The 21,732-nt window shown below is 31.1% G+C and carries 19 protein-coding genes; all 19 read left to right on the top strand.

Going from position 1 to position 21,732, the window contains the following annotated elements:
- Positions 1 to 88 precede the first annotated feature (88 nt).
- The 19 genes from ACXGSQ_RS12430 (at position 89) to ACXGSQ_RS12340 (ending at position 21,572) form a co-directional block, all read left to right on the top strand.
- Entirely contained in the window at positions 89 to 2,185 is a 2,097-nt protein-coding gene (locus tag ACXGSQ_RS12430; protein ID WP_458626481.1) for a hypothetical protein, read from the top strand.
- A 163-nt stretch (positions 2,186 to 2,348) separates the two neighbouring features.
- A complete protein-coding gene (locus ACXGSQ_RS12425) occupies positions 2,349 to 2,594 on the top strand; it encodes a hypothetical protein (RefSeq protein WP_458626480.1) in 246 nt (81 codons plus the stop codon).
- A 5-nt stretch (positions 2,595 to 2,599) separates the two neighbouring features.
- Positions 2,600 to 2,842, top strand: coding sequence for a hypothetical protein (locus ACXGSQ_RS12420; protein ID WP_458626479.1), 243 nt, complete (start codon positions 2,600 to 2,602; stop codon positions 2,840 to 2,842).
- 160 nt (positions 2,843 to 3,002) lie between these two features.
- Complete coding sequence (locus tag ACXGSQ_RS12415) at positions 3,003 to 3,422, top strand: hypothetical protein (RefSeq protein ID WP_458626478.1); 420 nt, start codon at positions 3,003 to 3,005, stop codon at positions 3,420 to 3,422.
- Between the two features lie 196 nt (positions 3,423 to 3,618).
- On the top strand, positions 3,619 to 4,227 hold the full coding sequence (locus ACXGSQ_RS12410) for a hypothetical protein (protein WP_458626477.1): 609 nt from the start codon (positions 3,619 to 3,621) through the stop codon (positions 4,225 to 4,227).
- A gap of 174 nt (positions 4,228 to 4,401) precedes the next feature.
- A complete protein-coding gene (locus ACXGSQ_RS12405) occupies positions 4,402 to 5,115 on the top strand; it encodes a hypothetical protein (protein ID WP_458626476.1) in 714 nt (237 codons plus the stop codon).
- Positions 5,116 to 5,253: 138 nt separating this feature from the next.
- Entirely contained in the window at positions 5,254 to 5,604 is a 351-nt protein-coding gene (locus tag ACXGSQ_RS12400) for a hypothetical protein (RefSeq protein ID WP_458626475.1), read from the top strand.
- Positions 5,601 to 6,101 (top strand): DUF7738 domain-containing protein, encoded by a 501-nt coding sequence (locus ACXGSQ_RS12395; protein WP_458626474.1) that lies wholly within the window; start codon positions 5,601 to 5,603, stop codon positions 6,099 to 6,101. The genes ACXGSQ_RS12400 and ACXGSQ_RS12395 overlap by 4 nt, the downstream gene beginning before the upstream one ends.
- Before the next feature lie 338 nt (positions 6,102 to 6,439).
- Positions 6,440 to 6,751: a DUF6660 family protein gene (locus ACXGSQ_RS12390; protein ID WP_136583794.1), complete on the top strand. Its 312-nt coding sequence runs from the start codon at positions 6,440 to 6,442 to the stop codon at positions 6,749 to 6,751.
- Between the two features lie 119 nt (positions 6,752 to 6,870).
- On the top strand, positions 6,871 to 11,205 hold the full coding sequence (locus tag ACXGSQ_RS12385) for a CusA/CzcA family heavy metal efflux RND transporter (protein WP_136583793.1): 4,335 nt from the start codon (positions 6,871 to 6,873) through the stop codon (positions 11,203 to 11,205).
- A gap of 4 nt (positions 11,206 to 11,209) precedes the next feature.
- Entirely contained in the window at positions 11,210 to 12,415 is a 1,206-nt protein-coding gene (locus ACXGSQ_RS12380; protein WP_136583792.1) for an efflux RND transporter periplasmic adaptor subunit, read from the top strand.
- Positions 12,416 to 12,417: 2 nt separating this feature from the next.
- The gene (locus ACXGSQ_RS12375) at positions 12,418 to 12,834 is read left to right on the top strand and encodes a Fur family transcriptional regulator (RefSeq protein ID WP_117881269.1); all 417 of its coding nucleotides are present in this window, start codon (positions 12,418 to 12,420) and stop codon (positions 12,832 to 12,834) included.
- 55 nt (positions 12,835 to 12,889) lie between these two features.
- Positions 12,890 to 14,842 (top strand): heavy metal translocating P-type ATPase, encoded by a 1,953-nt coding sequence (locus ACXGSQ_RS12370; RefSeq protein WP_458626473.1) that lies wholly within the window; start codon positions 12,890 to 12,892, stop codon positions 14,840 to 14,842.
- Between the two features lie 449 nt (positions 14,843 to 15,291).
- A complete protein-coding gene (locus ACXGSQ_RS12365) occupies positions 15,292 to 16,437 on the top strand; it encodes a hypothetical protein (RefSeq protein WP_458626472.1) in 1,146 nt (381 codons plus the stop codon).
- 154 nt (positions 16,438 to 16,591) lie between these two features.
- Positions 16,592 to 17,107 (top strand): TPM domain-containing protein, encoded by a 516-nt coding sequence (locus ACXGSQ_RS12360; RefSeq protein WP_458626471.1) that lies wholly within the window; start codon positions 16,592 to 16,594, stop codon positions 17,105 to 17,107.
- A gap of 166 nt (positions 17,108 to 17,273) precedes the next feature.
- Positions 17,274 to 18,164 carry a hypothetical protein gene (locus ACXGSQ_RS12355; RefSeq protein WP_458626470.1) on the top strand — a complete coding sequence of 297 codons (891 nt, stop codon included), beginning with the start codon at positions 17,274 to 17,276 and terminating at the stop codon, positions 18,162 to 18,164.
- A gap of 193 nt (positions 18,165 to 18,357) precedes the next feature.
- Positions 18,358 to 19,353, top strand: a complete 996-nt coding sequence (locus ACXGSQ_RS12350; RefSeq protein ID WP_458626389.1) for an IS30 family transposase — start codon at positions 18,358 to 18,360, stop codon at positions 19,351 to 19,353.
- 129 nt (positions 19,354 to 19,482) lie between these two features.
- A complete protein-coding gene (locus ACXGSQ_RS12345) occupies positions 19,483 to 20,031 on the top strand; it encodes a hypothetical protein (RefSeq protein WP_458626469.1) in 549 nt (182 codons plus the stop codon).
- A 164-nt stretch (positions 20,032 to 20,195) separates the two neighbouring features.
- Entirely contained in the window at positions 20,196 to 21,572 is a 1,377-nt protein-coding gene (locus ACXGSQ_RS12340; RefSeq protein WP_458626468.1) for a hypothetical protein, read from the top strand.
- Positions 21,573 to 21,732 lie beyond the last annotated feature (160 nt).

The raw sequence follows: 21,732 nt of genomic DNA, 5'->3' as shown, positions 1-21,732 counted from the left end.
TTTTTATTTGCTAAATTACGTTCTTAAACACGCAACAAACCATATACAAACACGTTGGCAGTAAGACACAAAATCAGAACTTCGAAAAATGCTTATAAATCAATTCAAGGAAACAGTAGATAAATATTCTGAAAATATTGACAAAACAAATATCTTGAGTGTATGTAAGCAATTAGGTATAGAAACAAAACAAGGTTATTCGGAACGAACTGTCACTAAAAAACTTTATGAAAACATAAAAAACTCGTTACTTTTTGATTCAAAGAAAACTGAGAACAAAATCACGAGAACAAGATTATTAAAACTTCAATCAGAATTAGTTTATAGATATGTATTATATGATGAAGAACCAATTGAATATTTAAAAATTTTAAAAGTAATCAATGATTCCTGTAGACCAAACTTTGAATATTTTCCAGATTTCTCAAATAAAAAACAATGGAAAGAAGCAATAATAAATTCTAAAAACTACAATCATTTTTCCCCAAATACACACACAATTTTATTCAATGACATTAGAAAAGATTATCCAAAAGATTATGACATTGCTTTATCTATAAAAAAACTCATAAAAAAAGGATGTAAAATTGACATTGAAAACTCTCAAATAAGAATTAATAGTGGTCTTGAAAAAGTTGTGGAAGAATTAGACAACAAAATCAAGCAATATGGAGGAATAAACCTTTCGAAATCTCTATTTAATTTTCTAAAAGTAAATGGTAAGTATTCTACTCGATTTAATAGATATTTTATTACTCGCGAAGCAAGTGGAATTAGTTTTGACCAAAGCCCTCAAATTCCATTTGGCTATTTATTAAATCTTTCTTTAAAGTATCCTGTAGAAAACAAAAATACAAAAAAAGCTCAACAAAAATTAAACGAAATTATAGATTTATCTATTACAATCACTAATGGAGTTTATGGAGTTCAACACTATAGTCATTGGGAATACTATTTTAAAACGGGCGAAACTATTATAGAATTTTCCACCGAAATTTCACTTTGGGATTCTATTTTTTCTATACCTCAAAGCAAACCCAAAACGGCTCTATTTATTACAAATGAATTATTTTCATTTATAGATAATACTGAATTTATAAGCTATTTAAATTTTTCAAAAGAATCTTTATTTTCTGTCATAGAAGTAATTAATAATATTTCAGAAAATAACAATGGTCCTACTATAATTTATCTATCTGTTGTCTATAAAGAATTAAAAAGTATTGAAAAAAATGTTATTCTTGAGATACTCAATTTTTTATCGCATCAAAAAACAGTTAATGAAGAATATATTCTTCCTTCAGATTATACCAAAATTGATTTTTTTCTTAAACCATTAGTAAAGTTAGGGAATACAAAATTTTTGATAATGGATAATTCTTGGTGTTCACCAAATTATTTTGAGACACTAGTATCTAGTTTAAGACAAAAAATCAAAAATCTAGACTCAAAACTTGGTATTGAATTAGAAGTTCTTTTGCAAAAAGAATTGAATAACAAAAATATTAAATACTCAACTGGAGAATATCGTATAGATGGAATTGACGGAGAATGTGATTTATTAATAGAAAGTAGCAAGTCAATAGTTTTAATAGAATTTAAAAAGAAAGTATTAACTAGAAAATCTAAATCTGGTGTAGATATAAATATACTACTCGATTTGTCTGAAAGTCTATTATCTGCTCAAATACAAGCTGGTAGAACTGAAATATTTTTAAGAGAAAAAGATGAAATTGAGTTAAAATCTAGGGATGGAAAAAAGAAAATTATAAATTTAAATAACAGACAAATCGAACGAGTTGCATTAACGCAACTAGAATTTGGAGGGTTTCAAGATAGAAATATTGTAAACCAATTTTTAAAATCCTTATTAACTCATTCTTTTGGAACTTATTCAGAAGAACAATACATCATAAAGAAATTTGACAAATTAAATCAAATGCAGAAAATATGGATAGAACAATATGATAAGTTAATTAAACTGGATGAGCATTTTTCTAGATTTCCATTCTTTAACTGTTGGTTTTTAAGTTTACCTCAATTACTTGAAATAATAAACATTTCAACAGATAACGATTCTTTTTATGAAATCTTTAGAAAAACTAAACACGTAACATTGAATACTCTAGATTGGTATCGAGAATTTGACATTGCTACGAAAATGAACGAACAAAATCCGAAATAAGTCCTACTGCCAACAACGTATATAATTTATTGCTGGCTTCTCGCCTACTTACGAAAGTCCGCGCGGACTTTCTTGGTCAGTAATTATTTACTAAATTAGTTGCTTAAACCACGCAACAAACCATATACAAGCACGTTGGCAGTAATTTGAGAACCGAGAAACATTGGACAAATACGACAAAGAAATACTATTTGAATATCTATGGAAAACTATCAATTTCTTTTACGGAATTATGATTATACTTTCCATTTTAGTTACAATTAGAACTTTGCTATATCTTTTAGGCGCAATTCCTGAAGAAGAAACAAGTATAAGCGGAACTATAACGGTAATAGCCTTTATAGTTGTTTATGTATTATTTAGAAATCTGACAAAACCATACTTTATGAAAAAAATGAATAAATCCTAAATCGAATGCTGACGGAATTAATCATAGACGAGTATGTGATAAAATCAACTGGAGCAGATGGCGGACATAAATATATTTCGACTGAAATTAATCTGAAAGGAAAAATAAAGAAACTGACTATTCTCTTTGCGGATAAATCAGACGAAAAAAAGCTGAAAAACTATGAACAATTAAGAGTAGAAGGCGAACTTCAAGATAACGGAGAAGAATATGATTTGATAATGAATAATGCGACTCTTAAAAAATAAAAACTACTGCCAACACCGTATATATTTTATTGCTAGTTCCAGCTTGTTTACGAAAATCCTCGCGGATTTTCTATTCCGTTTTTATTTACTAACTTAGTTGCTTAATCACGCAACAAAGCATATACAAACACGTTAGCAAAAAGCGAAAAAACCAATCTTTATGAAAATAAAATTCAAGAAAAAAAGATTACTTGCTAATCTAATACTAGGAATAGTTTGGATTGGACTCGGGACTTTTAACGTTCTGGAAGATGACAATTTGCGTTGGTCTGATTATGGATATTTGGTTATCGGAATTTTATATGTCGGACATTATTTATACGATTTAACAAATCAATATCTGACAATTGAAAACGGATCTATTCGGAAAAACGGACTTTATGGTTTCGGAAAAAAAATAAATCTGGACGAAATAAATTGGATTAAAAAGTTTGCTGGAGATTACACTTTGAAAACAGAAACGAAGGAATTAAAAATCAATACGGAATTGATTGATAAAAATTCGCTTACCGAATTGAATAGTATTTTAGGAAAACTGAATTTACCATCAGATAAAACGCCATTTGCCAACACCGTATAAAAACAATTGCTGTTTAGTGCTTAATCAAAGGTCGTTGCATGTTTGTAACGTCTGATTTTCCTGCGGAAAATCCTCGCATACAAACCCGCAACTATTCTTATACATAAACGTTACCACACATTTGAGAAAAACATTCTACATATTAACAATTATCGTCCTGATTTTGTCTTGTAAGCAAAAAACAAGCGAATCTGAATTGAAAACGAACGAACCAAAAGAAAGTATTTCTGAACAGAATCCAATTATATGCATAGAGCAATCTGAAAACGGAATTGGATTTAAAACCTGTCTAAAAGATTATGACTTTTTCGAACTCAAATCTTTAGACGGAAAAACATTGTATCGAAATGACAATAATCCTTCTGAATTTATTTTTACAGATTTTAACGAGGACGGATTTTTAGATATTGAACTGCATTTTATGACAAATGTTCCTGACGTGAACGAGATTCTTATTTTCAATCCTGAATTGAAAAATTTCACGGAAATAAAGAACTTTTCAAATTTTCCTTCAGCAACAAAAATTAAAAACACAGATTATTATTATTCGTATCACAGAAGTGGATGTGCTGATTCAAATTGGGATAGCGATTTATTTTATTTAAAAGAAGATAAGGCTGTTAAAATTGGAAACATACATACGATAGAATGTGATAATGAAAATGATAACGGAATTTATATTTATAAAGTTAACGGAGAAAATAAAGAACAGATAAAACTTATTCCAATTAAGAAAAAGAACTTTGAAGATAAATGGAAATTTATAGAAAAATACTGGAATGAAAATTATACGAAATTTGAATAAAAACGTGTGGTAACACCGTGTATAATTAATTGCTTTGGCAAGTGCTTATTTGGAAAATTCCTTCGGAATTTTCTCTGGTTCGTATTTGTTTACTAATTTAGTTGCTTATCCACGCAACTAACCATACACAATCACGTTAGCTGTAATTCGACCAATCAAAAACAATTAGAATAAATGACAACAATAGTTTCAATTTTTGCAATAATCGCAGCCATTTCTACTGTAATATATACATTTGTTACGGTAAAAACTTTAAAGGAAATAAAAAGACAACGTGAAACCACATATCTTCCAAATGTTGTTTTAGGAGAAAGCTCTTACACAATGAAAATTGATAAAGACCTGAAACACAACTCGATTCAATTTGAGGATGCAACTACCAAAATAAAAACAAAAGACTGTTTTCTGAATATCTATAACATTGGTTTAGCATCAGCCAAAAACATAAATATTTTATTCGAAATAAATGACAATAAATTTATTGAGCTTATAAAAGAAAATATCAGTGAAGTAGAAATAGCTGAATTAGGAAATGGTTTTTTATCTATAAAACATAAAGAATATAATGGTGGTCATAATTTAGCTGCACAAAAAAATAAATCAAAAGACTTTCTAATTCCAATAAACATAGAAAACAAACCCTTTAAGTTAGAGTTACCTAGTTATTTAATGACTATTTTATACCTACTAGTTTATGACCTAGAAAATAACTATGAGTTAATTTCTGATTTACCTCATTTCGACCTTAAAATTAAATATGAAGACTTAAGCAACAAGCAACACTTTATTAATTATCAATTAAAGCTTAATGTTTTTGCAATGACTAAAACTGATGTGATTTTTGAGATAATAAAAGAAAGAACTACAGCTAACACCGTGTATAATTAATTGCTTTGTAAGTGCTCATCTGGAATATTCCTTCGGAATATTCTCAGGTTCGTAAAAGTTTGCTAAATTAGTTGCTTAACCACGCAACTAATCATACACAAACACGTTGTGCATAATTTACCAAAATCACGATAAAAATTGACATTTAAGGAAATTTATAATCTGACAATTAAATATTATCCGTCCGAAATTGATATTTCTGATGGGAAAATGGTTGAAAAAGATAGCGGAAAATTTAAAAAATTATCGGAATCGTGGAATGAAGCAGAATTGAAAACGGAAAAGGAATCTGATTTTATCAAATTAATGGTTTGGGGCATTTTTTGCGGTTATCATAAAAAATCGATTGAAAACTTTATGAACGGAATAATGATTGTTTCTTTGAATGAATTGGATTTAGATTATTTGAAATACAAGTTTGAGGAAAGCCTACTCGATACGGAATATGATTATTACAATGAATTAAGAACTGAATATAAAACTGAATGAACAAAAATATTTTATTATTATTTCTCATATTTACTTGTATAAGTTATGGGCAAAAAGTAGAAATTGATTCTACAGACACATTAATCTTTAATGACAAAAAAGTTTCTTTAGATTTAACGAGAGACGAACTAAAAGAAGTGTTTGGAAATCCCGACAGAATTACTTTAAAACATAATATCATTTGGACTTACGACGAGTTAGGTTTTATGATTTACATAAAGCCACAGACTTTGAAAATTATGAATATTACTATTAATTTCAAAAAGGAAACTCACGATTTTTCCCCAAAAGAGAAATTTAAAGGAACACTAATTATATTTGGTTCAGCAGTAACCGAATACACAACTTCTGCTGGATTGAAAAGTATAGAAAAAGAAGCGATAAAGAGAAATAGACCACCAGTTTATTCCATAAAAACATCAAATCATTCTATGCATTTCTTTCAAGATGAGAAAATGAAATCTGAATTATCAGGTTGCGAAATTAATCTGATATAAAAACTATGCACAACACCGTATATAATTTATTGCTGGCTTCCCGCCTACTTACGAAAGTCCTCGCGGACTTTCTTGGTCAGTAATTATTTACTAAATTAGTTGCTTAAACCACGCAACAAACCATATACAAACACGTTGTGCATAATGCGGAAATCGTGCTAAAATCGAACATTTGAACTAAAAAAGCCAACGCTCAAACAGCACATTCATTTTTTCCAACCACATAAGCCAACGCACAAAAAAATAAAAGAGCTGTTTCTTCCCACCGCACAAATCCGAACAAACCAATGAACATCTTTGCAACACCATTGCATTAATAAATTCATATATTTGCATCAATGAAACATTTAGCATTCATATTGTCAATTTACATTTTCGCACTTAATCTAACACCTTGTGCAGATTACGTTGTGTCTGATAATGATGTTAAAACTGAAATCTCACAAGCTATGGATAATGACCATCAGCACCAAGATTCAGATTTATGTTCCCCTTTTTGTATTTGTCAATGTTGCCATATTAGCGCAACATATTTGCACTTTGCAGATTTAACACTCGATATAACTCTTATTTCTACTCAAGATTTTCTACACCTAAACGGTACAGAAAAAGATTTTACCACTTCCATTTTACAGCCACCAAGGGCATAATTCAGTTTTTTTTAAGGATATCTATATCCAAACGTAACGCTTTTTAATGCAAGCGTTGCTTCGCTTTTATTTTGCGCTTCGCGCAAAATGATATGTTTAACTGAATTAACACCTTTTATATGATTAATAAAATCATTGATTTTTCAATCAATAACAAATTCATTATTGGTTTGCTAACGCTAACCATTGTGGCAGCAGGTATTTGGAGTATGACCCAAGTACCAATTGATGCTGTTCCAGACATTACCAACAATCAAGTACAAGTCATTACACAAGCACCAAATTTAGGAACAGAGGACATTGAGCAATTTGTAACCTATCCTGTAGAAGTTGCAATGAGTAATTTGCCTGATGTCAAGGAAATCCGTTCTATTTCGCGCTTTGGCTTATCTGTTGTAACCATAGTTTTTGATGATGCTATGGGAACATATTTACCTCGTCAATTAGTGTCTGAAAAATTAAACGAAGTCAAGGAAGAAATCCCAAATGGTTTTGGCAAACCAACAATGGGTCCAATATCTTCGGGATTGGGAGAAATTTACCAATACACACTTAAAGTAAATCCAGAATATAAAGACAAATATTCCATTACAGATTTGCGAACGATGCAAGATTGGATTATCCAACGCCAAATGGCAATGGTAGAAGGTGTTGTTGAAGTTAACGCCATTGGTGGTAAAATCAAGCAGTACGAAGTTGCTGTTGACCCAAACGAATTAAAGGCAATTGGAATAACAATTACCGATGTTTTTGAAGCTTTGGAAGCCAACAACCAAAATACAGGTGGTGCATATATCGAAAAAAACCATCAAGCTAATTTTATTCGTGGAGAAGGCTTGGTGCGTAGTTTGGAGGATATTAAAAGTATTACTATAAAGAATTTAAACAACATTCCCATTACCGTTGGCGACATTGCGACAGTTCAATATGGTGCTGCAATCCGTTATGGTGCAATGACGCAAGATGGCGATGGCGAAGTGGTTGGCGGAATGGTTATGATGCTAAATGGTGCCAATTCAAACAAAGTAATTAAAAATGTAAAAACCCGAATTGCTCAAATTGAAAAGTCCTTACCAGAAGGTGTTACCATCGAACCCTTATTAGACCGAAGTAAACTAATTGCAGAAACCACATCAACCGTCTCAACCAATCTTATTGAAGGTGCTTTAATAGTAATTTTCGTTCTTATTTTCCTTTTAGGAAATTGGCGAGGTGGTTTAATAGTAGCTTCAACGATTCCATTATCCTTATTATTCGCATTTATATTAATGAATGTTTTTGATGTTTGGGCAAACCTAATGAGTTTGGGCGCAATAGATTTCGGGATTATTGTTGATGGTGCTGTAATTATTGTAGAAAGCACCGTTTTCCTAATAGCTTCCCAACTCTATAAGAAGAAAAAATTGACATCTAAAGAACGTGATGGCGTCGCTTCCAGCGCATCAAAAAAGATGATGAACGCTGCGTTTTTTGGGCAACTTATCATATTGATTGTATTCCTTCCCATTTTAGCTTTGGAAGGGATTGAAGGTAAAATGTTCAAGCCAATGGCATTAACGTTCATTTTCGCAATGATTGGCGCAATGGTACTTTGTTTAACGTATGTGCCAATGATGTCTGCATTAATTCTGCGAGCACCAAAATCTGATAAAAAATCTTATGGAGATAAATTTGTGCATTGGGTAGAACGTAAATACCAACCTTTATTAGAAAAATCTTTATCTAAAGGAAAACTAATAATAAGTATTTCGGTAGTTCTCTTTGGAATTGCTTTGTTTACGTTCAGCAAAATGGGTGGCGAATTTATACCACAACTTGATGAAGGCGATATTGCTTTTCACGCTATTCTAAAACCAGGCAGTTCACTTACAGAAACTATTGAAACAACAACTAAAGTTGAGCAAATTATAAAAGCAAAATTTCCTGAAGTTGAAAAAATAGTCAGTAAAATTGGTGTTGCCGAAATTCCAACCGACCCAATGCCAATGGATTTAGCAGATGTTTTTGTAATTCTAAAACCTAAAAGCGAATGGACTACTGTTTCGACAAAAGATGAACTCATTGAAGAAATAAAGAAAGCAGTTGAGATAATTCCTGGAGTAAACTATGAATTTACCCAACCCATAGAAATGCGTTTTAATGAATTACTCGAAGGTGTCCGTGAAGATATTGCCATAAAAATTTATGGAGAAGATATAAATATACTGTCACAAAAAGCAGAAGAAATTACCAAAATAATCGCAGGAACTGAAGGTATTGGCGATATGAAAGCGGAAGCAACCACAGGCTTACCACAAATGACAATTACCTATAACCGAAGTAAATTAGCACAATACGGACTTCAAATAAATACTTTAAACCAAATCGTACAATCTGCATTTGCAGGTGGAACAGCAGGCGTTATTTTTGAAGGCGAAAAACGTTTTGATTTGGTGGTGCGTTTAAATTCTCAAAATCGAACAGATATTTCAGATGTTCAGAATTTGTATATCAATTTACCCTCAGGAACTCAAATTCCGCTACGTGAAGTTGCAGACATCAGCTACAAAGCTGGTCCAATGCAAATAAGTAGAGATAATACCAACCGAAGAACCTACGTAGGTATTAACGTGAGAGGTCGTGATGTAAAATCGTTGGTAACTGAAATTAAATCAAAACTGGATGCCAACCTCGAACTGCCATCAGGATATTTTATTCGGTATGGTGGTGCTTTTGAAAATTTGGAACGTGCAAGCAACCGTTTACAAACCGTTGTACCAATTGCGCTACTGTTGATTTTTGTGTTAATCTATTTTGCACTAAAATCACTTCCACAAACTTTAATGATTTACATCGCTATCCCAATGGCAACCATTGGAGGTGTTTTTGCATTGTGGTTACGTGATATGCCTTTCAGCATTTCGGCAGGTGTCGGTTTTATTGTCTTGTTTGGTGTTGCTGTTTTAAATGGCTTGGTAATGATTAGCGGATTAAACGAGCTAAAAGATGAAGGCGTTACCAATCTTAAAGACAGAATTATTGAAGGTACAAAACGAAGAATAAGACCTATTATGCTAACTGCTTTTACAGATGTTTTGGGATTTTTACCAATGGCAATTTCAGCATCAGCAGGCGCAGAAGTACAACGACCTTTAGCAACAGTAGTTATTGGTGGATTGTTGACATCTACATTATTAACCTTATTCGTTTTACCAATTTTATATCATTGGGTGGAAAATAAATCGTTCACGTTTAGACCTAATAAAAAAGTGGTAACAGTTACTGCAATGGTAGCATTTTTGTTCTTATTGCCAATAACAGGAAATGCACAACAAGTAAATGATACGTTGCCGACTGTTTCAATGGATGAAGCTGTAAAGATTTCAAAAGAAAACTATCCAAGTTTAAAACAAAGGCAGTTGGAAATTGAAAAACAGCAACAATTAAAAGGTACCGCTTATGATTTTGGCACAACTCAAATTTTTACAGGTGGCGAAGAAATCAATAATGGAACAGGAATTTATACCACAGTTGGTATTGGACAATCAAATATTGATGTCTTTGGTATTGCGCCAAAACGAAAATTACAGGAGCAGCGTATTTTATTAGCGCAAAAAGCCTTTCAACTTTCAGAATTAGAATTGGAATTGGAAGTTAAAAAAGCGTGGTCAAATGCCTTTCAGAGTAAACAAAATTATAATCTGTATGCAGCATTGGATTCCATTTACACCAATTTTGAAAAAGCGGTGGAATTAAATTATGAAGTGGAAGCCATTTCGAAACTGGAATATTCCGCAGCTAAAAACCAAGCTTTACAAATTCAAAACAAGTTTTTGCAAACAAAGAGCAACTATCTAATTGCATTACAGCAGTTGAATCTATGGCTCGTTTCGGATGAATTTTATAACGTACCAGACGAATTGGATATCACTAATGAAATTGATATAAACGATTTCAATGCAAAAGAACATCCTTTATATAACCTTGCGCAAATTCAAATAGATGAAGCAGAAGCAAATTACAAAGTTGCAAAAGCCGAAAATCTACCCAAATTCAATCTTCAAGGTGGTTTGCAAAACGTAAATGGTAATTCTGGTTTTTACACCTATCAAGCTGGTATATCAATTCCATTTCTATCTGGCACAACAAAAGCGAATATTAGAACTGCAAAAATTGACAAACAAATTGCCGAAACTAATATTCAATTCAGACAAAACGAAGTTGAATCTAAATTTATTCAAGCCAAAGAAAACTATCTAAAGTGGAAAACATCGTGGCTCTTTTATAAAGAACAAGTATTACCACTTACAAAAGACCAAAAAACAGGCGCATTATTCGCTTACAAAGAAGGCGAGATTGATTATTCGGCATTTACACAACTTATAAAAGAAGCTATTCAGAGCGAAATTGAAGCACAAACAGCTTTGGCAAATTATTTAGAAAGCACTTTTGAATTACAATATTTTAAAAATTAGAACTATGAAAAACACACTATATATCATCTTGACAATTTTAATATTGTCATTTTCAGCTGCCTCTTGTGGCAACAAAGAAAATCACAATGAAGAAGATGGACACGCACACGATGAGGAAACCAGTACTAATCCTAAAGAAGAACATCACGAAGGAGAAGAAGTTATGTTATCATCACAACAATTTGAAGCCTTAAAAATGAAAATTGACACCATTACCTCACGCAATATGAGTGGCTATGTAGAAGCAAACGGAACTTTGGAAGTGCCACCACAAAATGAAGCTGCCATAACTTCGGTTGTTGGTGCAAATGTGGTTTCTATTGAAGTGATTGAAGGCGACAAAGTAAACAAAGGTCAAGTTGTTGCATACCTTTCACATCCCAATATTATACAAATGCAAACCGATTATTTGAATGCGTATAGCAACAGCACTTTTCTAAAGAAAAACTATGAACGACAACAAAAATTATATAATGCAGGTGTAGGCTCTGGTGCAAATTTTCAAAAAGCAGAAGCAGAATATGACGCATCAAAAGCTATGGTTAATGGAATGGCAGCACAGTTAAAATTGTTGAATATTAATTCAAATTCAGTCGCAAATGGTACGATAGCGCAACGTGTGGCATTACGCAGTCCCATTGAAGGTTATGTGCAAAAGGTGGAAGTGAAAACAGGACAATATGTTGAACCACAAACCGAACTCTTTGAAATTGTAGATACGCATCACGTTCACGCAGATTTAATGGTTTTTGAAAAAGACGTTTACAAAGTAAAAAAAGGTCAAAAAGTTACCTTTAATATACAATCTATTGAAGATGATGAATTGAGTGCAGAAATATATTCAGTAAGCAAAACTTTTGAGGATAACCCAAAAGCGGTTCACGTTCACGCAGAAATTGAAAACAAAAAAGGAAATTTAATTCCAGGAATGTACATTCAAGGTAGAATACAGACAGAAAGCACTAAAACAATGGCATTGCCAGAAAGTGCTATTGTAAAAGAAGGCGACAAATTTTATGTGTTTTCAGTTGAAAAAGAAAATGTGGATTGGAGTTTTAAACCAATTGAGGTTATTTTGGGAGATAAAGATGGCGATTGGGTAGCAATTCAATTTTCCGAAGAAATAGCAACAAATACAAAGTTTGCTTATAACAATGCGTACTACCTAATTGCAGAAATGAAAAAGGGCGAAGCAGAACACGCACATTAATTATGCAAACAATAGAACAATTATTAGAGTCAAAAGATATACGAGTTACGGCAATGCGATTACTTATTTATAAGTTTCTTGCACAAAAGCAAGTAGCGGTAACATTAAGCGATATTGAAAACGCTTTTGAAAAAGCAGATAGAACAACTTTGTACAGAACGGTAAAGACATTTGAAGAAAAAGCAATCGTTCATCAAATAGATGATGGCACAGGAATTACCAAATATGCACTTTGCGAAAAAGGTTGTAATTGCGAAATTGAAACCGATTTACATTTACATTTCCATTGCAATAATTGCAATGAAACCGTTTGTTTAACAGAACATAAAATCCCACAGATTAAAGTGCCAAACGGGTTTATTTCCGAAGATATAAATTTGGTAGTAAAAGGTATTTGCGATAAATGTAGTGGTCAATAAATGCACTTCCATTGCACTTATTTTTTAAGCATTTTTACAATATAATTGAATATAAATGAAAAAGAAAAAACTTAATTTAAAAGACCTAAATCCAAATTCTGAAAAAGAACACAGTCACGATGATGGTCATAATCACGGAAGTAAACCGAATAATTTTAAGGCATATATTCCAGCAATAGTAAGCTTCATAATACTTATTGTTGGTATTGCTTTAGATTACTTTGATGTTGCATTTTTTAAAGATTGGATTCGCATTATTTGGTATAGCATCGCTTATTTACCAGTTGGATTTCCAGTTTTAAAAGAAGGTTGGAATAGCATAAAAAAAGGCGATGTTTTTACAGAGTTCTTTTTAATGTCAATTGCCACAATTGGCGCATTCATTATTGGCGAATATCCCGAAGGTGTTGCGGTTATGTTATTTTATGCAGTTGGCGAATTGTTTCAAAATGCAGCAGTCAATAGGGCAAAATCGAACATAAAAGCGTTGCTCGACGTAAGACCAAACGAGGCTTTGGTGTATAGAAATAATGATTTTATTTCGGTTAATCCTGAAACTGTAGAAATTGGCGAAAAAGTACAAGTTCGTGTTGGCGAAAAAGTGCCATTAGATGGTATTTTACTTTCTGATAAAGGTTCGTTTAACACAGCAGCTTTAACAGGCGAAAGCAAACCTAATACGATTGCCAAAAGTGAAAAAGTTTTTGCAGGAAGTATTAATCTCGATGGTGTGATTGAAATTGAAACCACTAAAGAATTTAAAGATAGTTCCATTGCAAGAATTCTCGATATGGTACAAAATGCCACAGCCAGAAAATCAAAAACCGAATTGTTCATTAGAAAATTTGCACGTATTTACACACCAATCGTTGTGTTCTTGGCAATTGGAGTTACGTTTTTACCTTACTTTTTTGTGGATGATTATGTATTTAGAGATTGGCTGTATCGTGCCTTGATATTTCTTGTAATTTCTTGTCCTTGTGCGTTGGTAATTTCAATTCCGTTGGGTTATTTTGGTGGATTGGGAGCAGCTTCAAAAAATGGAATTTTATTTAAAGGTGCATCTTTCCTTGATGCTATGACCAAAATAAACACGCTGGTTATGGATAAAACTGGAACAGTTACAAAAGGCGTTTTCAAAATTAAAGAGGTAAAAGCAATCGGTTGGGAAGAAACCGAATTTATGAAATACCTAATGGCAATGGAGGAACAATCCACACATCCAATTGCCAAAGCCATTTTGGAATATAAAGCAGAAGGCGCAGATTTTAAAGCTTCCGATGTATCAGAAATCGCAGGAAAGGGTTTAAAAGGAATCGTAAACGGAAAATCTGTTTTAGTTGGAAATAAGGCTTTAATGACTGCCAATAAAATTGAAGTCGCAAAAGAAACCAACTCGATTGTAGAATCCATTGTTTTAGTTGCTATAAATGATAAATTTGCTGGTTATGTAGTTATTGCAGATGAATTAAAGGAAGATGCAAAAGAAACAATTATTAATTTACGTAAGATAGGAATAACAACTATTATGATGCTTTCGGGCGATAAAGATTCCATTACCCAAAAAGTAGCATCCGAATTAAATATCAAACAAGCCAAAGGTGGATTATTGCCCGAAGACAAATTGAATGAAGTAGAAATATTAAAGAAAAATCCAGAAAACAAAATTGCATTTATTGGCGATGGAATAAATGATGCACCAGTTTTAGCAGCAAGTGATGTTGGTATTGCAATGGGTGGTTTAGGAAGTGATGTTGCAATTGAAACCGCAGATGTTATTATTCAAACCGACCAACCTTCAAAAGTGGTCAGAGCAATAAAAATAGGTCGTTCCACTCGAAAAATTGTTTGGCAGAATATAGGCTTGGCATTTGGAGTGAAAGTGATTGTGTTGATTTTAGGAGCAGGTGGATTAGCTACAATGTGGGAAGCGGTCTTTGCAGATGTAGGTGTGGCACTTTTAGCAATTTTAAATGCAGTAAAATTACAGAAAATGAATTGGGATTGAGTAACATTGCGTAAAAATTTGGTGCTAAATTGAAAAATCGATAACCGAAATGCCAACGCTTAAGCCATACACATTTACAGTCGCATCATCCAAGCTTCGCCAAAACTGTAAAAGAGTATGTCTTGTCAACGCTCACATCTGAACTAAACAAAAAACATCGGAAAACCAAGCTGAACGTGAAAAGCACTATGCACAACAATGTATATAAAACATAGCTATTACAGGCTTTCCGAGAGGTTTTTGCTTATTTGTTAAGTCCGCCAATTTTTTATTTTTGTATATTTAGAAAATTAAAGATAAATAGAAAAAATAAAAAATCGGCTCGTGTATAATCCGAAACGAAAGTGTCTTTTTACACGCTACGTTTCATATACGGAGACGTTGTGTGTCATTAAAACGAACATCTAGAATTACATCATAATTATCTTAAAAATGAGATTTTCTCTTAAATGGAAAAGCTAATAAAAGTCAAATTTTATAAAGAATGTATTCCGAGAAAAGGAATTTGGTATGACCATTCAGATACGCTCTTTATTTCTGTTATGAGAAAAAGCAATCCATATATTAGACGAAAATCAATTCCGCCTGACAATAAAAAAGATAATGAATTAAGTGAATGGCATAGAATATGGCAATATGAAAAGATTGAGAAAATTTACGGTGTTGAAAAGTACGGAGTAAAATCTTATGAAATAACTATTAATATTGATGGAGAAAATCACAGAATTGATAGTGTTATCGAAAATATTGGAATTGAATTTCAACATACATTGTCAGTAGATTTAGAAGAAATGAATTTACGTTTTAATGCACATTTAAAATTTGGTTTTACACCATATTTAATGATTGACTTAACAAAATTTTCTACATCCGAATTTGACATTGCTCTTCAATCTAAAAAAAGAAACACGCTAAAAACTAAATTATTAAAATGGTTAGATTCTAAACATTCTTTATCAAACAATCTATTTATAGATTTTAAAGATGGAATCTTTAGAATAGTTCCAACAATAAAAAAAGGATATATTAAAATTGAAAAAGAATATTTCTTAAACAATATTTTAAAGTTGGAAAATGATTTGTTGCAAGAAATTGAAAACAATGAAATATTAGTAAAAAAAGAACTCGAAAAAGAAAAACTTGAAAAGGAAAAAGAAAGATTAAATCTTTTAAAAATTCAAAAGAAAAAAGAACAAGAAACAGAAGCAAAAAATATTAAGGAATTAGAAAGGGAGAAATATTATTATTACAGAGACGTTTCTGTAAATCCCGACTTCAAATTTTTTAAACTTTGCTTTAAAAATAGTATTATTAAACCGTATGTTTTACCTTATAAAAATGATATATTCATATATCACACTGACAAAGATATTGAAAATGGAATTTTAGAAAAAAATCATAATTATTATTCAAAATATGGAGATACAAGTATTTTATTCAGGACAGTTACTGAAATACTTGAGAATGAATATAAATATTTATGGGCTGAAATAATGATAAAGGAAAAACATAAAATAATCGCAGAATTTAAATGGGAAAAAGGAAAAAATGCTATTAAGAAACAGTTTATTAAAGATGAAAATTTACCATTTTGATTAATAAAATAACGCCACACAACACCGTATATAATTTATTGCTGGCTTCTCGCCTACTTACGAAAGTCCTCGCGGACTTTCTTGGTCGGTAATTATTTACTAAATTAGTTGCTTAACCACGCAACAAACCATATACAACAACGTTGTAAACAATATGAGAAAAATCCTACTTTTAATAATAATCGGAACAATTTTTAGTTGTGATATTACAGTTCACAAGGACAAATCTATAATTCCTAAAACAAATAAAAGCACGAATAATTTACCTGAAAAAATTGGTTTATTAAATGACTTTGAAAAGGTATTTACTAATTCACAAAAAACTGAATTAAAAACTATTGTTGAAAATTATAAACTGAATAATAGTCGGAATATTTATATAATTACAACATCTGAAACTTTTGGTTATAAAGATTATGATTTTCTAATGGCTGAATTTTTTGCACAGTGGAAAATTAGTGAATTATCTAACGACAGTAAAGTTGTAATTCTGTTAAGTAAGAAAAACAGAAAATTTGCAATAAGTCAAGGAACTGAAATTCAAAAACATCTTTCAAACGAAAAATTGAATGAAATTGTTGAAAATAAAGTAATTCCTGAATTAAAGAATAATGAATTTTTTAACGGAACGAAAAATGCAGTTGAGGAATTAATTAAAGTGTGGAAATAAATACTGTTTACAACACCGTATAAAATTAATTGCTGGCTTTTAGCTTATTTACGAAAGTCCAAACGGACTTTCTTGGTTTGTGTTTTATTTACTAAATTAGTCGCTTAAAACACGCAACTAACCTTATACAAAAACGTTAGCAAACATTAAAACCAAAACCTCAAAATTGACAATTAACACACATTATAATCCTTGCTTTTGGACTGCATATTGGAATTTTGATTATCTGAAAAGAAAAAGAATAAATCCTGAATTAAAAGAAAATGTACGAAAAAAAGAACTCTTTGTTTTGAACTTAAAGAGTGATAAAATTTATACTGATGTAACTAAAAATGTATTCTATAAAAAGAAACTTGGACTAGCCACGATTACAAAGGAAGGTGCTTTAGGTTTTACGAAACGTTCATTCCCAGAAGAGTTAAAAAGTATTGAAGAAAGATATGAAAAAGACGATTCGGAAATGACAATTGATTTTGAAAATTACTTTACGATGATGGAGGAATCATTTAAATTTCATCTAGAGGAATTAATAACAGAAAACAAACCCGTTACAGACCACGAAAAAGCTCACTTAACATTTTTTATACTTTTTCAAGCATTGAGAAATCCAAATTCGTTGGACGATATGACAAATATTTTTAAGACAAATGGAATGGAAAAATTTGAATTATTTGTCTCAATACGAAATAAAATAAGCACACCAATTGGTCTTGCTGAATTGACTGCACCATTCAGCGTTCCAACTTGGAATATATATAAATTAGATAAGAATATTTTCCCATTAGGAGACAACCCAATTCTTGCTAAAAATGGACATTTGATGGTCGCTATTTCGCCTAACATAATGTTGGAACTCGATATGAAAGAAAAATGCAAAAAGGTAAATCCTGTATTTATTAAAACTCGAATACCTTATTTCAAAAAGAAAGAGTTTATTAAACGTACGATTTTGAACTCATCAAAAAAAATCATATTTGGAGAAGAAAAAATGTTAGAACAAATTAAAAAGTCTAGAACATATAAAAAACATTTGAAATTAATAAATAACGTTTGCTAACAACGTGTATAATTAATGGCTGGTTCTTGCCTACTTACGAAAATCATCGCGGATTTTCTATTCGGTTTTTATTTGCTAAATTAGTTGTTTAAACCACGCCACTAATCATACACAAAACCGTTACCTACAATATTGAAAAAACTATCCGAATTCAATAACTTAACGCAACAAATCAAAATTTTAGATTTGTTGTATGAACACAAAAAAGCATAAACGATTATCTCTTAAAGAACGTGTCATTATTCAGACGCTTTTGGAAGAGAATAAATCCAAATCTTTCATTGCCAAAAAGCTCAATCGATCTCGCTCTACCATAACCAGAGAAGTAAATAAATGGGTATCTAATCCTAACGATAAATACGATGCTTCTCTTGCCGATTGGTGTGCTAAAGAAGACTATCTGAATAAACGGAATTTAGACAAGATTGAAACACATTCTTTACTGCGTTTTTATGTCTATAAAAGACTTTTGAAAAACTGGTCGCCTGAACAGATTTCGGGGCGAATTAAAATCGATTATCCTAATGATCCTGTGATGACAATATCCCATGAGGCAATCTATATGCACATCTATTCGCATCCACAAGCTCGTCTTAACAAAAAACTAATAAAGCTACTTCCCTATCAAAAATCAAGACGTAGAAAACCCAAAGCAAGACGTAAGAAAGGGTCTAAAATCAAAGACCAAATAAATATATCTCAAAGACCTGAACATATTGAAAACAGAAAGGAAATCGGACATTGGGAAGGAGACCTGGTCATAGGAAAAGCACAGAAGTCTGCCATCGGAACTATTGTGGAACGTAAGTCCAGATACACCTTAATTATTGGTCTTAAAAACAGAACTACCAAATCAGTTACTAGAGCTTTTGCTAAAGAACTTAAGCGTTTTGATAACAAGCTTACAAAAACTATGACTTATGATAATGGAACGGAAATGGCTGACCATAAATGGTTGGCTAAGAACACACAAATGGACATTTATTTTGCGAATCCTTATGCGTCTTGGGAACGTGGAACTAACGAAAATACTAATGGGCTTATTAGACGATATCTACCTAAAAAAACAGACTTTAGATCTGTAGATAATAGGCAACTAAAAAGTATACAAAGTAAACTCAATAACAGACCTAGAAAAGTATTAGGTTATAAAACACCTCTTGAAGTCTTAGAACTAAACTCTGTCTAATTTTTTCTTTCCAAAAAGCCTTCAAAAAAGGCTAGGTTTTTTGGAAAGAAAAAATTAAATTGTACCATAACTAATTAGCAACTTTTGTTGCGTTAAGGCCTTGAATGCACCCTACTTCAAATAATAATTTTGGTTTTAATCACAGCTTGTGGTTCAACAAAAAACACAACTGACTCAATTGCGGATGAGAAATTTGAATTGTGCTCTGAAATTAAATACAATAAACTCGTAAACCAAATGATTCCTATTGAGGGAAAAATGATTTACCAACAGAACATTCATAGCTTATTGGAAAATTTTCTAATTCAAGAAAAATATCTCACCGAAATAAGTAAAAACGGATATTTAGAATTATTGGACAAAGTCAAAAGAAATGAAATAAAATCTGAATTTTTTGAAAGATTTAATGCTGAAATCGGATTTGAACCAGACCTTTTATTTCCGATAAACTCTTTCATATCCTGCTATGGTTATTTATTTGAGCGATTAAATATTATAGACGCAGACAGTTGGCAATATGATTTTGGACTTGCCTATAACAAGTATGAGGCATATGGAAACATGGAAATTAACAATACATACTTAAAAGAAGCTCTGAATAAAATTCCAAACGAAAAATTCAGAAAATTAACTTACAGAAAATTGTTTTTAGATTTGATTTACGTAAATCTGAATTAAAAAATACTGTAGGTAACACCGTATATAATTTATTGCTAGTTCTAGCCTGCTTACGAAAACCCTCGCGGATTTTCTATTCGGTTTTTATTTGCTAAATTTAGTGCTTAAACACGCAACAAACCATATACAAACACGTTATGCCCAATTAAAACACAAGTGATGAAATGAAGGAAAATATAAATGAAACTGTTCTTAGTGTTTTAAGAAAAAATAAAAACACAAATCAAATAGAAATTGATTACGTGAATTTTGAAAATCCTTTATCAAATGAAATACTTGCATTTGAACAGACTTGCGACAATCCTAAATCAACTTTAAAAGATATAATAGAATTTATTAAAAAAACAACTGCTTTCAATTTATTGACAACTAGTTATAGATATTGCAGTTATCTGGATAGCTCATATCAAGCATTTAGTGCAAATAATCAAGATACAATTACTGAAATTAACAATAGAAACCAACTTATTCTTTTTAACGTCAAAGAAAATCCTGAAAAATATGATGCCAAAAAAGAAATTGAACATTTTAAACAAGAACTTAAAAAAAAATACAATTTATGGGTAAAGGCATATTCAATAAATAAAACATATAGAATATGTCACGAAGACAAAAGCATTATTGCTTTTTCTCATCGAATAGACGGTTGGTCTAAGCCTCTTTATCAATTGACGCCAAACTTTTCTCTTGAAATTAAAACAAATTTCGGATATGGAAGAGCGAGTTATTTCTATACAAAACTTAAATATAAAGACATTGAAATAACACCTTTTTCTGAATGGATTAATTACGAGTTTGCTGAATTTTCTGAAATTGTACGCTACACCCAATCTCACTTATTGGAAAATGAATATTGGCTTGAAGCAATGGTGTTTTCGAAAGATGCGTGTAATATGTCAACTACTGATGAAGTAAAGTTTGTTGAAAAGTATATTATTGAAGAATGTGAAGAAATGGTCAAAGGTTTAGAAGAAATATTTCATAAAGAACATTTTTCATTTAAACACAGAGAAAAAAATAATTATACAAAAGATAAAAAAGGACACGTTTTAGTTGAGTTTAGAGGTGAAAAAATTAGTGGAGCGTTAGATTTTATCTCGAAAATTCTCGAATTTAAAAAAATTACTTCAATACAAACATTCATTAACCGAATAGAAGTCATTAACAAAAAAATACAACCCATATTAAAAGAGGAAGCGAAAATTATCAAAATTAAATTGTCAAATTTAAAAGTAGAAAAAGATGAGTTAAAGCCAAAATATGATTTTGTAATAGAAGAAAACAATTTATATAACAAAAAAAAGACTGATATTCAAAAATCAATGATTGCTAATGGCGAACTTGATTTAAGACAAATTGATACAGTTAGGTTAAATAAAGAGTTTATAGCAAAATATCCAGAGTATGAAGATTTCACAAAAGAATACAAATCAATTACTAAAAGTTACAAGACATTAATAGAACAAATTAATAATTTGACCAAAGTTTATGATAATATAACTTCTTATAAAGAAAAGATAATACAACATTTTAAAAAATAAAAGGGCATAACAACGTGTATAAATCATTGGGCAATATGTGATTAACTCAAAATTAGAGCGTGTAAATAAAGATAGTAATAAACTGAAAGTGAAGTGCTTTTAAACGCCCAACGCTTCATACACAAACCGTTGTAGGCAATATTGCCGTCACATTGAAAAA

The sequence above is a fragment of the Winogradskyella sp. PC D3.3 genome (assembly GCF_054366245.1).
Note: the sequence above shows the minus strand (reverse complement) of the source record. Positions and strands in the feature narration are given on the sequence as shown.

Excerpts from the sequence above, each read along its gene's own strand:
- ACXGSQ_RS12430 (WP_458626481.1), top strand. The coding sequence starts at position 89 with ATGCTTATAAATCAATTCAAGGAAACAGTAGATAAATATTCTGAAAAT.
- ACXGSQ_RS12420 (WP_458626479.1), top strand. The coding sequence starts at position 2,600 with ATGCTGACGGAATTAATCATAGACGAGTATGTGATAAAATCAACTGGA.
- ACXGSQ_RS12415 (WP_458626478.1), top strand. The coding sequence starts at position 3,003 with ATGAAAATAAAATTCAAGAAAAAAAGATTACTTGCTAATCTAATACTA.
- ACXGSQ_RS12405 (WP_458626476.1), top strand. The coding sequence starts at position 4,402 with ATGACAACAATAGTTTCAATTTTTGCAATAATCGCAGCCATTTCTACT.
- ACXGSQ_RS12395 (WP_458626474.1), top strand. The coding sequence starts at position 5,601 with ATGAACAAAAATATTTTATTATTATTTCTCATATTTACTTGTATAAGT.
- ACXGSQ_RS12390 (WP_136583794.1), top strand. The coding sequence starts at position 6,440 with ATGAAACATTTAGCATTCATATTGTCAATTTACATTTTCGCACTTAAT.
- ACXGSQ_RS12385 (WP_136583793.1), top strand. The coding sequence starts at position 6,871 with ATGATTAATAAAATCATTGATTTTTCAATCAATAACAAATTCATTATT.
- ACXGSQ_RS12380 (WP_136583792.1), top strand. The coding sequence starts at position 11,210 with ATGAAAAACACACTATATATCATCTTGACAATTTTAATATTGTCATTT.
- ACXGSQ_RS12375 (WP_117881269.1), top strand. The coding sequence starts at position 12,418 with ATGCAAACAATAGAACAATTATTAGAGTCAAAAGATATACGAGTTACG.
- ACXGSQ_RS12370 (WP_458626473.1), top strand. The coding sequence starts at position 12,890 with ATGAAAAAGAAAAAACTTAATTTAAAAGACCTAAATCCAAATTCTGAA.
- ACXGSQ_RS12365 (WP_458626472.1), top strand. The coding sequence starts at position 15,292 with ATGGAAAAGCTAATAAAAGTCAAATTTTATAAAGAATGTATTCCGAGA.
- ACXGSQ_RS12360 (WP_458626471.1), top strand. The coding sequence starts at position 16,592 with ATGAGAAAAATCCTACTTTTAATAATAATCGGAACAATTTTTAGTTGT.
- ACXGSQ_RS12350 (WP_458626389.1), top strand. The coding sequence starts at position 18,358 with ATGAACACAAAAAAGCATAAACGATTATCTCTTAAAGAACGTGTCATT.
- ACXGSQ_RS12340 (WP_458626468.1), top strand. The coding sequence starts at position 20,196 with ATGAAGGAAAATATAAATGAAACTGTTCTTAGTGTTTTAAGAAAAAAT.